The organism is Enterococcus casseliflavus NBRC 100478, assembly GCF_001544095.1.
In the GTDB taxonomy this organism is placed as follows: Bacteria; Bacillota; Bacilli; order Lactobacillales; family Enterococcaceae; genus Enterococcus_D; species Enterococcus_D casseliflavus.
Map to the genome: position 1 here is coordinate 190363 of NZ_BCPT01000001.1, position 13994 is coordinate 204356.

At 45.4% G+C, this 13994-nt stretch carries 12 protein-coding genes and 1 other annotated feature; of the genes, 3 read left to right on the top strand and 9 right to left on the bottom strand.

Features of this window, described 5'->3' with window-relative positions; genetic code table 11:
* The 4 genes from ECA1_RS00870 to ECA1_RS00890 form a co-directional block, all read right to left on the bottom strand.
* Positions 1 to 858 (bottom strand): MetQ/NlpA family ABC transporter substrate-binding protein, encoded by an 858-nt coding sequence (locus ECA1_RS00870; protein ID WP_060791470.1) that lies wholly within the window; start codon positions 856 to 858, stop codon positions 1 to 3.
* A gap of 50 nt (positions 859 to 908) precedes the next feature.
* Positions 909 to 1143 (bottom strand) — a binding site (T-box leader).
* A gap of 92 nt (positions 1144 to 1235) precedes the next feature.
* Complete coding sequence (gene dapF / locus ECA1_RS00880; protein WP_005228261.1) at positions 1236 to 2069, bottom strand: diaminopimelate epimerase; 834 nt, start codon at positions 2067 to 2069, stop codon at positions 1236 to 1238.
* Between the two features lie 23 nt (positions 2070 to 2092).
* On the bottom strand, positions 2093 to 3409 hold the full coding sequence (gene lysA, locus ECA1_RS00885) for a diaminopimelate decarboxylase (RefSeq protein WP_010749977.1): 1317 nt from the start codon (positions 3407 to 3409) through the stop codon (positions 2093 to 2095).
* 4 nt (positions 3410 to 3413) lie between these two features.
* Complete coding sequence (locus tag ECA1_RS00890) at positions 3414 to 4583, bottom strand: M20 metallopeptidase family protein (protein WP_008380505.1); 1170 nt, start codon at positions 4581 to 4583, stop codon at positions 3414 to 3416.
* Positions 4584 to 4805: 222 nt separating this feature from the next.
* On the opposite strand from ECA1_RS00890, the gene dapA reads away from it, so the two are divergent.
* From dapA to dapD, 3 genes are read left to right on the top strand one after another with little or no spacing between them, the layout of a single operon-like run.
* Entirely contained in the window at positions 4806 to 5687 is an 882-nt protein-coding gene (gene dapA / locus ECA1_RS00895; protein WP_008380503.1) for a 4-hydroxy-tetrahydrodipicolinate synthase, read from the top strand.
* Positions 5688 to 5700: 13 nt separating this feature from the next.
* On the top strand, positions 5701 to 6456 hold the full coding sequence (dapB, locus tag ECA1_RS00900; protein WP_005233953.1) for a 4-hydroxy-tetrahydrodipicolinate reductase: 756 nt from the start codon (positions 5701 to 5703) through the stop codon (positions 6454 to 6456).
* 12 nt (positions 6457 to 6468) lie between these two features.
* Positions 6469 to 7182, top strand: a complete 714-nt coding sequence (gene dapD / locus ECA1_RS00905; protein ID WP_005233952.1) for a 2,3,4,5-tetrahydropyridine-2,6-dicarboxylate N-acetyltransferase — start codon at positions 6469 to 6471, stop codon at positions 7180 to 7182.
* Positions 7183 to 7326: 144 nt separating this feature from the next.
* On the opposite strand, the gene ECA1_RS00910 is transcribed toward dapD, so the two are convergent.
* From ECA1_RS00910 to ECA1_RS00930, 5 genes are all read right to left on the bottom strand, one after another.
* Positions 7327 to 8280: a DHH family phosphoesterase gene (locus ECA1_RS00910; protein WP_060791471.1), complete on the bottom strand. Its 954-nt coding sequence runs from the start codon at positions 8278 to 8280 to the stop codon at positions 7327 to 7329.
* 54 nt (positions 8281 to 8334) lie between these two features.
* A complete protein-coding gene (locus ECA1_RS00915; RefSeq protein ID WP_005228249.1) occupies positions 8335 to 9666 on the bottom strand; it encodes a DRTGG domain-containing protein in 1332 nt (443 codons plus the stop codon).
* 37 nt (positions 9667 to 9703) lie between these two features.
* On the bottom strand, positions 9704 to 10387 hold the full coding sequence (locus ECA1_RS00920; protein WP_060791472.1) for a metal-dependent hydrolase: 684 nt from the start codon (positions 10385 to 10387) through the stop codon (positions 9704 to 9706).
* A 198-nt stretch (positions 10388 to 10585) separates the two neighbouring features.
* The gene (locus tag ECA1_RS00925) at positions 10586 to 12025 is read right to left on the bottom strand and encodes an MFS transporter (RefSeq protein WP_015510327.1); all 1440 of its coding nucleotides are present in this window, start codon (positions 12023 to 12025) and stop codon (positions 10586 to 10588) included.
* 242 nt (positions 12026 to 12267) lie between these two features.
* Positions 12268 to 13950, bottom strand: a complete 1683-nt coding sequence (locus ECA1_RS00930; protein WP_005228243.1) for a ribonuclease J — start codon at positions 13948 to 13950, stop codon at positions 12268 to 12270.
* Positions 13951 to 13994: the final 44 nt, after the last annotated feature.

Consider the following 13994-nt stretch of genomic DNA (forward strand, 5'->3'; position numbering starts at 1 on the left):
TTACTCAGTCCAAAATTTCGGTTGATCAAAGTTGCTGAACGGTGATTCGGCAATCGCTTCTTTAAATGCGTCACTTTCTAATACTTCCGTAACTGCCTTAGCAAAATCACTGTCTTCTTCTTCGGTGGACACCACAAAGACATTTTTATATTCTTCTTTCAACGACTCCAACGCCAAAGCATCTGCAGGATCAAGAGAAGCCGCCCAAGCGAAGTTTCCTGGTACTAAAGCTAAATCGACTGTATCTAACGAACGAGCCAATTGGGCTGCGTCTAATTCTTTAAATGTCAGATTCTTCGGATTTTCTTCGATATCATTCACCGTTGCCTTCGTTTCGTCGATATTGTCTGCGATGGTGATCAACTCATTGGCAGCTAACAGTTGCAAGGTCCGAGCTAAATTTGAGGCATCATTGGCAATCGAAACAGTCGCCCCGTCTGCTAACTCATCCAAGCTGGACAGTTGCTTCGAATAGATGCCCATTCCCAATGTTGGCACTTTTTGTAATGCCGTAAGAGATAACTGGTTATCTGCCGAAAATTTTTCTAGATAGGCCGTATGCTGAAACAAATTGGCATCGATTTGTCCATTCGCCAAGGCATTGTTCGGCTGAATATAATCATTAAACACTTTGGTCGTTAGTTGATACCCTTTTTCTTCCAGTAATGGAGAGATCACCTCTGTCACCATATCCCCATATGGTCCAGGTGCCACTCCAACGACTTTTTCTTCCACTGCATCTACACTATTTTCACCAGACTGTGTATCCTCCGTGCTGCTAGTATTGCTACAAGCTGCCAATGTAATTAAGACAGCAGCAGCAACTAACCCAACGATTCCCTTTTTCAACTGTTTCATTTTTTAGTTCCCCCTTTTTATAATAAAAAAACGTCCTTTCTCCATCATAGAGAAAGGACGAAACAACCATGTTCGTGGTACCACCTTTAATTCATTGGCACAAGCTGCCAACCTTATCAGTTTATCAACTGCTTTGCTGTAACGGGCAATCCCGCTGCACGCTTGCTTTTGCTCACGTCCAAACGCTCCAAGGCCATCTTCAGTCAAACGGCTGTGCTCTTTCTCACCAATCCGAGCTCTCTGATCCAATCGAAACTGACTTACTCTTCTTATCATCGCGTGTTTTTAAGTTGTGTTTAACTATACGATAGCCTCAAATGAATGTCAATTCTTTTTTTCACGAAAAAACCATCTTTTTACAATGATTTTCACAGCGTTTATACAGTCAAATTCTCATCTAAAATCAAGCCTTCAGAGACCATAACCGCATCACCGATCAATTCTAATGCGCCCTGATCAACATCAACTTCTACCGTTAACTCGCCACCTAACACGTGCAGCAAGACATTCGCTGCCGCTTGCTGGTGACGTTTGGTCACGACATACGCAGTGGCACCAGAACCTGTGCCGCACGCATAGGTAAAACCTTCCACCCCTCGTTCATACGTGCGAACGATCAGATCACCCTTGTCATCTTCTTCATAGAAATTGACATTCGCCCCTTTGGGGAAAACCTCCCAATAGCGTATCTCTTTGGCAAGTTCAGCCAGCTGTTCCAACTCAGTTTCTGCCAGACCAGGATAGTGAACCACCGCATGAGGAATTCCTGGATCACCCAATTCCACATAGTCCACGAAAGAAACCATTGGATTCGGGTACGCTTGATCAAATGTAGTCACGGTCGGTGGATTCAAGGTTACTTTGTAGTGTTTTGCCGACAAGCGCCATGCGGGGACATCGCCAGCAACTGTTTCGATGGTCATCTGCTCGCCAGCAATTCCCTTCTCAAAGGCATAGCGGGCAATACAGCGAGCGCCGTTGCCGCACATTTCTGCTTCGGTCCCATCAGCATTGTAAAACCGCATCCGAAAATCAGCGGTTCCTGTGGGAAAATCCACTGCCATGACTGCATCCGCGCCAACAGAAAATTTCCGATGGCAAACCTGAGCAGCAAATTGCGACAGTTGTTCATGGGAGAATTTCAATGTGCGGTTATCGATTACGATAAAATCATTTCCTGCACCTTGCATTTTTGTATAAGGAATCGTCATGTTGTCACCTGCTTTTCAAAATTTTACTTGCTGGAAGCTCCCTCTTTTAGAAACGAAGGAACCACTTCATTTTGCAGCATTTGCTCGTAGGACTGGCGTTTAACGGCTAATTCCGCTTGGCCGTTTTCCACAAAGACGACTGCAGGAATCTGTAAATTATTGTAGCTGCTGGCCATCGAATAGCCATAAGCTCCTGTTGCGAACGTAGCAAACAGATCCCCAGTTTCAACGGGCGGTAATGCAAGATCTTTTACTAAGATGTCCGTGCTCTCACAAGCTTTGCCAGAAATGGTGATCTTTTGTGTCGCAGCTTCGGAAGCGCGGTTGGCTAAGATTCCAGTGTATGTTGCTTGATAAAGACCTGGACGAATATTGTCTGTCATGCCCCCGTCAATGCTGGCGTATGTTCTGATTCCTGGCAATGTCTTGATACTGCCGATGGTGTGCAAACTGATACCTGCTTCTGCGACGATACTACGCCCAGGTTCAATAACGATGGTCGGACGTTCGCTCTGGTGCTGCGCATAAAAGGCGTCGATTTTTTCCATCACAGGATCTAAAAAGTAGCTGTAGGGTTGGCGAATATCTGCATCTGTGTATCGAACGCCAAAGCCGCCGCCAACATTTAGTTCTTTGATCCAATAATCAAAGCGTTCATGAATGGTTTGGACAAGGGCCAAAGCCGCATCAACTGCCGCTAGATGTGAGCGATTGTCCGACAATTGACTGCCGACATGAAAATGCAGGCCATAGAAATCCAATTCAGGTGCTTGAATCACTTCTTCCACTAACGGAAATAAGATTTCTTCATCTAAAGGAATCCCGAATTTCGAATCTTTTTGTCCGGTCGAGATAAATTGATGGGTGCTGACCGAAACCTCGGGTGTGATGCGCAACAAAATTTTAGCAACGACTTGCTTTTCTTGACATAACGCGCGGATCAAGCCGACTTCTTGAATGCCATCAACGATGATCCGTCCTACGCCATAATCAAGGGCGGCTGCTAATTCTTCAATCGATTTATTATTGCCGTTAAACTCGATGTGTTCTGCTGGAAAATCAGCTTGGATCGCTGTATAAAGCTCTCCACCGCTAACCACGTCTAATGAGAGTCCTTCTGACTTGATCACTTGCAGCATTGCTGTGGTGCAGAAAGCTTTAGCGGCATAGGCTGCCCGTGTCTTGCTGTAGCGCGTCAAAAACTGCGCCTGAATCTTTTGGCATTCTTCGCGAATCTCCGAAACGGAATACACGTAAAGGGGGGTTCCGAAGGTTTTTGCCAGCTCAACGGTATCACAACCGTCAATGTATAAGTGATTGTTCTTGATTTCTTTTGCCATCGCTTTACTCCTTGTCTGTCGGCTCGTTCAACGCCTCGATCAAACGAACGTAGCATTCGATGCCTTGCAATAGATTTTTTTCGTCAAAATTCATTTTGCTGCTGTGTAAAGGGTGGACATAGCCTTTTTCTTCATTTCGGGTGCCGACAAAGAAAAAGACACCGGGGATTTCCTTTTGGTACATCGAAAAATCCTCTGCCAACATATATGGCGGTGTTTCTCGGTAGCTCTCCCCGACCACTTTTTCCAACACTTCCACCATCTCAGGATCATTGTCCACGACACGATAAAGGTGCTCGAATTCGACATCCGCCGTGCAATCATATCCTTTGGCGATTTCTTGTGCGACGGTGGTGATTCTGCGCGTCATCGTTTCATAGACTTCATCTTCAAACGCCCGCATCGTTCCTTTTAAAACGACCTTGCCGGGAATGATATTTTCCGCATCTCCCCCATGGATCTTCCCAAAAGTGATGACCCCAGCAGAAAGCGGGCTGATATTGCGTGAAATGATCGAATGCAATCCTTGAATAATCGCAGCCGCGGCTAAAATGGCATCATGTCCTTGATGAGGCTGGGCACCATGGGCACTCGTGCCGTTGATCGTTAGATTGATCTCGCCGTTACGGGCCATCATCGGACCTTTCCGACTCGCAATGACTCCTTCGGGAAAGTCTGGGAAGACATGCAGCCCCACGATTTTTTCCACGCCAAAATCTCGTAAGATGCCTTCATCGATCATCAGTTGAGCGCCACCGGGGCTTTCCTCGGCTGGTTGGAAAATCAAAACGATCGTTCCACGAATCACTTCAGGATGCGTCGCTAAGTATTTGGCAAACCCTAGCATCGTTGCCATATGGCCATCATGCCCGCAGGCGTGCATTTTTCCTTCATGTTTGGAAGCAAAAGAAACACCGGTCTCTTCTTTGATCGGTAGTGCATCGATATCCGTTCGAAAGGCCAGTGTCTTTCCTGGACGCTCACTGCGAAAGACAGCAATCAAGCCGGTTTCAATCACTGGATAGATTTCTTTGATCCCAAAGGATTGCAACTGACGCAGCAAGTATTCCTTTGTTTTGAACTCAGTTAACCCTAATTCAGGGATTGTATGTAATTCACGACGAAAACGAACCACGTCTTCGGTTAATTCTGTGACTGTTTGCGATACTTGCATGTTAAAACACCTTTCTATACATTCCTTTTAAAAATATCCATAAAAACCAGCGAATATTCAGTTTTTCATTGATATTGTTTAATATTATAGTATATAATTCGAATAATCTATAGTATAAATTGTCGAAATGTTTCGATTTTTATTGAAAATTTTACCCCTCGTTTTGGTACACTTATACGTAGAGTAACGAAAAATAAATTGGTTGAAAGGATGTGTCGTAGTTTGACAATATTCAAAGGTTCTGGCGTTGCGTTGATTACCCCTATGCTTCAAGATGGTTCGGTGGATTTCGATAAGCTGAAGGAGTTAGCGGAGTGGCATGTGCAGCAAGGAACGAATGCAATCATTGCATGCGGTACGACCGGTGAAGCATCCACGTTAGACGATGAAGAACATATCGCGGTGATCGAAGCGGTGGTAAAACAAGTTGCTGGTCGAATCCCCGTTATCGGAGGAACAGGCTCCAACAATACCCAACATGGGATCCATCTTTCAAAAGAAGCACAGCGCGTTGGTGCTGACGCATTATTGGTTGTAACACCTTACTACAACAAAGCGACCAAGAAAAGTTTAGTCGCTCACTATGAAGCAATCTGTCAAAGCGTTGAGCTGCCAGTGATCTTATACTCCGTCAGCTCAAGAACCGGCTTAAATTTAACACCTGAAGCCGTGGCAGAACTAAAAAAAATCCCTAATATCAAAGGCATCAAAGAGGCCAGCGGTGATATTTCGCAAATCGCAGAAATCGCTCGTCTTGCGGATGATGACTTTGCGATCTATTCAGGAAATGACGATCAAGTAACCCCAATTTTAGCTTTAGGTGGCTCTGGCGTGATTTCAACGATCGGCAATATCGCTCCGAAACAAACGGCACAACTCGTTGCTGATTTCTTAAATGGTGATGTAAAAGCAGCCATCAAAGAGCAGTTGCGACAAAAACCGTTGATCGATGCGATTTTCAGTGAAGTAAATCCTGTGCCGATCAAAGCAGCGGTCTCCTTGCTAGGCAAATGCGAATTGCATTATCGTTTGCCTTTGGGTGTCCCGGAAGATGCGACCCTCGTTCATTTAGAAGAAGAAATGACCAATTACGGATTGCTGTAAGGAGGAGTTTTTGGTGAAACAAATTTTATTAAGTGGTGCAAACGGTCGCATGGGCAAAGTGTTGCAAAGCCTGATCGCAAAGCACCCTCAGTTAGAAGTGGCCGCCGGCTTAGATCGTACCGAGCAATTAGATGGTCCTTTTCCAATCTATGATCGTCCAGAAAAAATCACGCAACCGATCGATTTGGTGATTGATTTTTCTCATTATAGCAATGTGCCTGCCTTGTTGAACTATTGTGTCGAACAGCAGCTGCCAATCGTGGTTGCTACAACTGGTTTGACGGAAGACACGCAGATGATGCTGCCGTTGGCTGCTAAAGTGATTCCGGTTTTCTATTCTGCCAATATGTCGTTGGGGATCAATGTACTGATCAAAGCACTACAAAGTATCACCCCCGCATTAGAAGCTGACTTTGACATTGAGATCATCGAAAAGCATCATAATCAAAAACTTGATGCACCAAGCGGTACAGCTTTGCTGTTGGCAGATAGTATCAATGACAGCTGCGAAACAAAAAAAGAGTATCTCTACGGGCGTGAAGGCAGTGATCTAGTAAATGACCGCAAGCAGATGGGCATCCATGCCGTTCGCGGCGGAACGATCCCTGGGGAACACATTGTCATCTATGCTGGGCAGGATGAAATCATTGAATTAAAACACACTGCGCTCTCCCGCGAAATCTTCGCCAATGGTGCACTAAAAGCAGCGGAATTTTTAGCCGATCAACCAGCCGGTTTTTATTCCATGCAAAATCTAATCGACAAGTAAAGGTGGTCTCTCATGACAGAATTACAATTTTCCGATCCTTATCAATTAGCAAAATATATCAAAGAAGCAAATAAACAAACACCTGTAAAAGTCTATATCAATGGAGATCTTGGCGACGTCCAAGCAGATGGCATCCAATTGTTTGGTAACGGCACCTTCTATTTCGTGGTTGGTGACAGTCAAAAAGTAGCTGAGTTTTTAACCGCGCACCAAGACAAAATCACCGATCACTATCTGGAAAATGATCGCCGCAACTCAGCGATTCCTTTGTTGGACTTGACGAAAGTCGATGCCCGTATCGAACCAGGTGCCTTTATCCGGGACCAAGCCATCATTGAAAAAAATGCCGTTATCATGATGGGGGCAGTGATCAACATTGGTGCTGTGGTTGGTGAAGAAACCATGATCGATATGGGGGCGATTTTAGGTGCCCGGGCAACCGTTGGGAAAAAAGCCCATATTGGCGCTGGTGCTGTCTTGGCTGGCGTTCTTGAGCCACCTTCAGCAAGCCCAGTCATCATTGAAGACAATGTTTTGATCGGCGCAAATGCCGTCGTCCTTGAAGGCGTCCGTGTCGGCGAAGGTGCAGTCGTTGCTGCCGGTTCTGTGGTGACGGAAGATGTCCCTGCTGGAGCAGTCGTTGCTGGCTCACCAGCTAAAGTCATCAAAATGAAAGACGAGAAAACGAAAAGCAAAACCGAATTTTTAGACGATCTACGGGGGTAAACTTCTTATTTTCTCGTAAATACGCAACAAAAAAACGCAGTGCCGGTTCAGTGATGAGCCTGCGCTGCGTTTTGTCTAAAAAAGGGCGTGCCGAAAGCTTTTGGCACGCCTTTTTTCTATTGGCAAATGTGCTTGTAAAAGTGTTTATTCTGCTTGAAATTCTTTGATCGCTGCTTGGATCTCTTGATAGATCACTGCAACTTCTTCAAGGTCTTTTGCATTTGCTCCACTGGCAAGGGGATGTCCGCCGCCATGATGGCGTTTGGCGATCTCATTGATCACTGGACCTTTCGAACGCATCCGCACCCGGTAATAGCCTTCTGGTTGTTCGACAAAGATCGCCCAAGCCATCACTTCGTCGATTTTCCCTGGTAAGGAAACGACTGCTGAGGTTTCCGAATCCACTACGCCAAAACGCTGCTGCAATTCTTGTGATAGGATCACTTTGCCAGCACCAATCTCATCGATCTCGATGTTTTCGTAGACATACCCTGAAAGGCGAGCAACACTGCGAGAGACTTGATCCAATTGCCGATTGATCTTCGGTGCATCAAAACCGTAATCCAATAGTTCAGCCGCTAAGCGCAGCGTTGTCGCTGTCGTTGCCGGATATAAAAACCGTCCAGTATCACCAACAATGCCTGCATATAGCAGACGAGCCGCTTCTTGCGTCATCGTCAGCTCGTTTTGAAACATTTGCCAAAACGAAACGATCATCTCACTACAGCTGCTGGCTTTTGTATTGACCCAGACCAGCTCTCCGTAAGGCTCATCATTAGGGTGATGATCGATTTTGATCAATTTCGCCCCTTGATCATAGCGTTGGTCACTGACCCGTGGTGCATTGGCCGTATCTGTAACGATCACCAACGCTCCTTTATACAAATCATCAGGGATCGTCTGCATCAGCGCCAAGTAATCCAATCCTTCAACAGGTCCGCCGACTTGATAGATTTCTTTTTCGGGAAAACTAGCTCGTAAAATTTCTGCCAAACCCACTTGTGATCCTAATGCATCTGGATCAGGGCGCTGGTGCCGATGGATAATGATTCGGTCGAATGCTTTGATTGTTGCAAGTATTTCTTCTTGTACCTTCATGAATGGTCTCAACTTTCTCTCTAAAATTTTTCCATAAGTGCCGTTTTCGATGATTTATGGGCGTTCCATTACTTGGCATACCACGATCGCTTTTGCCACTAAGGAATTTTCGATCGATACTTCGATATCGATTTTCGCCGAACGTCGCCCCAGTTCTAGAATCTTCGGTTGAATGATGATCTCGCTTTCTAATTGGATCAAACGGAAGTAATGCAGATTGACTTGCTCGATCCAACTATTGCGCCGTTGATTCAACTGCATGGTACGTTTTGCCGTATTCGCGATCACTTCACTCAAGACACCAAAAGAGATCGTTCCGACTTCATTGACCATTTGAGGCGTCACCGCAAAGCTGAAATGCGGCTGCGGCAATTTGTTCCCTTCAAAATCTTGTTCGATGACTTGCATCTGTCCCGAGATTTGGTCTGAAATCGTATCTGAAATTTGTGTTTGTCGTTGGACCATCTGCATCGCTTTCATGATGTCTTGGCGTGTAACGATCCCAATCAAAGAAAGGTCATCTGCTACGACGGGCATCACTTCTAAGCCATCCCAAATCATCTGATGGCTGGCAGAGGCCACACTCATCTCTTTTTTTACGACCCGTGGTTCCCGGGTCATGATTCGTTCGATGATCTGCGTGTCAGGCTTTTCTAGGACATCTTTGGCTGTGATGATCCCAACGACCCGCATATTCTTGTTGACGACTGGATAGCGGGAGTGGTTGGTAGACTCCGAAAGCAGTTTGTAATCCTTGACCGTATCAAAGGTGTGCAGATACTTGGTTTTTTCCAATGGCATATAAATGTCACTCACCAGCATGATGTCCTTTTTGATCAGCTGGTCACTCAAGGCACGGTTGATCATCGTTGCCACGGTAAAGGTGTCATAGGTCGTTTGTAAAATCGGCAGCTCCAATTCGTCTGCTAAGCGACAGATTTCCTCTGAGGTTTCAAAGCCCCCCGTGATCAAGACGGCTGCGCCATCTTCCAGTGCCAACTTGTGGACTTCGTTACGGTTTCCGACGATCACTAAGGAACCAGGAGTGATGTAGCGTTCCATTGCCGATTCCTTCATGGCGCCGATAACAAATTTGTTCAAGTCTTTGTCTAAACCGGCTGCGCCGCCCAAAACATCGCCTTCAATGATTTGGACGACTTCGCCGAAAGTTAGTTTTTCAATGTGTTTCTTTAGTTTCCGTTCAATCCGAATGGTTCCCACACGTTGTATCGTTGAAACCAAGCCGATATTTTCCGCATCTTTGATCGCCCGATAGGCTGTTCCTTCACTGACATTCAAGTCTTTTGCGATTCCCCGCACCGAGATGCGATCGCCTACAGGCAGATTCTCGATATGCGCTAAAATCAAGTCGTGTTTTGTCGCCATAATTATCCCCTATTCCTACTACGAATCTTCCTGTTGCTTAAACTTCTAATGTCTCACCGACTGCAAGGATCTGGCCCACACCTGCCGGCAATAAATTCACGAAGGTTTGCGGATCTTGCTTGATCATTGGAAACGTATTGTAATGGATCGGTACTACTTTGCTCGCGTTTAAAAGCGCCTCTGCTGTTGCAGCATCTTGAACGCCCATCGTAAAATTATCCCCGATCGGTAAAAACGCCACATCGATATCGAAACGTTCACCGATCATCGCCATATCGCTAAAGAGGGCAGTATCGCCAGCGTGGTAGATGGTTTTGCCTTCTGCTTCTAAAATGATCCCCACTGGGTTGCCCATATAGATCATCGTTCCGTCTTCTTCAAGACCAGAGCTGTGTTTCGCTTCCACCATTGAGATTTTGCCAAACGGGAACTCAAAAGAGCCTCCCATATTCATGCCATGCGTCTCAGCAATGCCTTTGCGGGCTGCATAGCGGCAAATTTCAACGACACTGATCACTGGTGCTTCATTTCTTTTGGCGATCGGCACCATGTCCCCAATATGATCGCTATGACCATGCGTGATCAAAAGCCAATCGGTTTCCACTGTGTCTGCATCCAAATCAGTCAGAGCATTTCCAGTAATAAAAGGGTCAAACAACAATTTTTGGCCATCCGCTAATTGGATAGCAAGCACCGAGTGTCCGTGATACGTAAGTTTCATACAACATTCCCCTTTCCATCTAAGTAATACAGTCTAATATTTTTCATTATAACAGATAACGCCAGAAATCCAAAAGCACAAATTCTGGCAGCTTTATTACATCCGTCCTTTTTCTGGTTCTTATCAAGAAAAATAAAAAAACTGTTCTACCCTTTCTGAATAAGGAATAGAACAGTTCGACCTGATGACTTCAAGCGATCATAGCGTTTTCTTACGTCCACCTTGTTTATAGATGCGCCAGACTGTTAAGAATAACGCCGTGATACAAAGAAGGAACGCCCCAAAGAAGGTGATTTTCATGCCATAGGCAAAAATATCTGCCCGACCTGCGATATAGGTCGTCACATGCTTCCCATAGGCTTGACTCATTGCGGCATAAAGAATCGTCGTTGCTAAGGATATCCCTAAGACCATGCCCAAGTTACGGGCAAAGGAATTTAGACTACCTGCCACCCCAAGATTTTCTTTGGTGACGCTGCTCATCACCATCGTATTGTTGGGGGATTGGAACAACGAATTGCCTAACCCCATGATGGCAGTAGCGACGACATAGTACCAAATCGGCGTATGCTGATTCATAAACATATACATCAGCTGAGTGATGGACAGCAACGCTAAGCCAGCTAAGACCAAGATCTCCGGTCCTACACGGTCCGTCAGATAGCCGCTAAGTGGTGAACCGATGACCATCATCAAAGGAAAGACCATCATCAGCATTCCTGCCACACTCGGCGTTAAGCCTCGGGCACTTTGCAAGTAAAAGGGAATCACGACATTGACAAAAAAGTTTGCAGAAAAGATCAGCAACGCCGTGATCAGGCTCATGGTGAAAATTTTATTACGAAAGATCCCAAAGGTAATCAGCGGTTTGCTCACACGCGCTTCTACTCGCAAAAAGACGATGAATGCCACTAAGGCGATCCCCACCAACAGCAGCGGCAGCCACGTTAGAAAGCCACGCTCTTGTCCAAGAAAAATGCCGCCGAAGAAGCTGATAATTGCAATTGAAAACAGCACAAACCCGGTTTTATCGATGGAATCATGACTCATGGTGATATCTTTTGGCAACACCTTTTCTCCAGCAATCATTGTCAGAATACCGACTGGAACATTGATCCAAAAAATAAACGGCCAAGAAAAATGCGCCAAAATCACTCCGCCCAATCCAGGACCGGCGATGGAGCCTAACGAAACAAAGGCACCAATCATCCCTAAGGCGCGTCCTCGTTCACTCATAGGAAAGACTTCAGTAATGATTCCGGTATTCGTCGCCATCGTCATGCTGGCTCCGATCGCTTGCACGACTCGGGCAAATAGCAGAAATGCTAAGGAATGATTAAACCCGCATAACAGCGAACCGATAATAAAGATCAGCATCCCCAAGCGGAATACTTTGATCTTACCCCAACTATCCCCTACCTTACCGAATAACAAAAGGCAGGCACAAACGATCATCAAGTAGACGGATACGACCCATTCCGCTTGATTCATAGGGACACCCATATCTGCCGAGATCGTGGGCAAAGCGATATTTACGATACTCCCATCCAGTGTTGACATAAAGGTAAACATCGAAACAGCAATGAGAATCCACCACTTTCTCTGTTGTACTACGGGATTTTCTTGATAACTATTCACAAATCGACCATCCTCTCTTTGCTTGTTTTGTTCCTCTAGTCTTAGGGGGACAACTTTGTATTATTGATCGAAATCCATTCGCCGTCAATCCTTATCTGCTCATCACGACCAAAATAAGGGGCATTTTATAAAAAAAACGCCACCTGTTTTCTTACATAAAAAAAGACAAAAGCTTCGGTGAAAAGAAATCGGCCGTCAAACGGCTATTCTTTCACCTGCTTTTGTCAGTAGGTCAAAACGAATTATTTACGGTTGCGATTTCTTTGGCTTGATTCCATGATGACCGGCAAGATGACGGGACGGCGTTTGGTTTGTTCAAACAAGAAACGACTCAAACGATCACGGATATCTTGTTTCAATTTGCTCCATTCAAACTCTTCATCATGAAGGTGTTTTTCTACGATTTCTTCCACGATCTCGCCACTTTCACGAATCAGATCGCGGCTGGCTTTCACATAGACAAACCCGCGAGAAGTGATTTGTGGTGCAGAAATAATTTTCTTTTCGCGACGATTGATCGTCACTACCGCAACGAAGATTCCGTCTTCAGATAAGACTTTGCGGTCTCGCAGGACGATATTCCCAATGTCACCGACACCGATCCCATCGATCATGACGTTTTCAGCTGGAACCGCACCTGCGGCGATCATTTCGCCTTTTTTGTATTCTAACACATCTCCACGAGCAGTAATGAAGATATTTTTCATCGGAATCCCGACTTCTTGCGCCAAGTCCACATGGGCGGCTAATTGGCGGTACTCACCTTGAATAGGGATAAAGTACTTCGGTTTCATCATATTCAACATCAGCTGCAGATCATTCGGGTTGGCATGACCAGAAACACGGAAATTATCCGAGATCTGTTTCACGGTACCGCCAGCGCGATAGATGATATCTTCCGTTTTCGCAACCACAGTTTCCATTGCCGTTGTCGGCGTTGTTGTGATGTAAACAAGATCTCCTTCTTTGATGCGCAGCGTCCGGTGAGAGCCGTTGGCCATTTTTTGCAACGCTTTGATTGGTTCACCCATACGACCTGTTTCTAAAATCAGCAACTGTTCGTCTGAGTATTTTTTCATTTCTTTTTGGGTGATCAGCAAGTCTTCGGCAGGTAATTTTAATTTCCCTAACTTCATGGCCGTTTTGATGATCCGACCAAAATCTTGCCCGGTCAAAACGACTTTGCGATCAGAACGAAACGCCGCATCTAATACTTGTTGCACCCGTTGCAAATTGCTGGCAACACTAGCGACGATGATCCGACCTTCCCAGTAACGGATATTGTCATAAACTTCATCTTGGATCGTCAATTCAGAAGCGATCGGCGTTGGATTTTCGGCATTTGAAGACGTGCTTAGCAATGCTAAGACGCCTTCTTTTCCAATTTCCGCTAAGCGGCCAAAATCGGTTTGATACATAGGGATCGCTGTTTGGTCAAACTTGAAATCTCCTGTATAAACGATATTGCCAGCTTCTGTTTTGACGCTGATCCCAACAGAATCAGGGATAGAATGGGTCGTACGGAAAAAGCTGATGGTCGCATGACCAAAGTCGATCTCCGAATGTTCATCGATCACATGAAAATCTTTGAAGCGCTTGGTAGCTTCATTTTTATTCACGGTCAATTTTGCTAGTTCGATCGTTAACTCGGTCCCAAAGACCGGTACTTGGATATTCTCCAAGAAATAAGGCAATGCACCAATCGCATCTGCATGCCCATGGGTCAAGAAGACACCCGCCACACGGTCGGCATTTTCTTCTAAATATGTGAAGTCTGGAATCACTGTATCGATCCCTAATAATTCATTTTCTGGATAACGGACACCGCAATCCAGCACAAATATATCCTCGCCAACTTCAGCAATGTACATGTTCTTTCCGTTTTCGCGTACACCGCCAAGAGGAATGATTTTTATCGTTTCCACTTTTATTCACCTCTTAATTTTTTTCTACTGTATTATTTCCCAAG

Coding starts and splice junctions, on each gene's coding strand:
- dapF (WP_005228261.1), bottom strand. CDS start 2,069: ATGACGATTCCTTATACAAAAATGCAAGGTGCAGGAAATGATTTTATC.
- ECA1_RS00920 (WP_060791472.1), bottom strand. CDS start 10,387: ATGAAACTTACGTATCACGGACACTCGGTGCTTGCTATCCAATTAGCG.
- lysA (WP_010749977.1), bottom strand. CDS start 3,409: ATGGCAAAAGAAATCAAGAACAATCACTTATACATTGACGGTTGTGAT.
- ECA1_RS00890 (WP_008380505.1), bottom strand. CDS start 4,583: ATGCAAGTATCGCAAACAGTCACAGAATTAACCGAAGACGTGGTTCGT.
- dapD (WP_005233952.1), top strand. CDS start 6,469: ATGACAGAATTACAATTTTCCGATCCTTATCAATTAGCAAAATATATC.
- ECA1_RS00915 (WP_005228249.1), bottom strand. CDS start 9,666: ATGGCGACAAAACACGACTTGATTTTAGCGCATATCGAGAATCTGCCT.
- ECA1_RS00910 (WP_060791471.1), bottom strand. CDS start 8,280: ATGAAGGTACAAGAAGAAATACTTGCAACAATCAAAGCATTCGACCGA.
- ECA1_RS00870 (WP_060791470.1), bottom strand. CDS start 858: ATGAAACAGTTGAAAAAGGGAATCGTTGGGTTAGTTGCTGCTGCTGTC.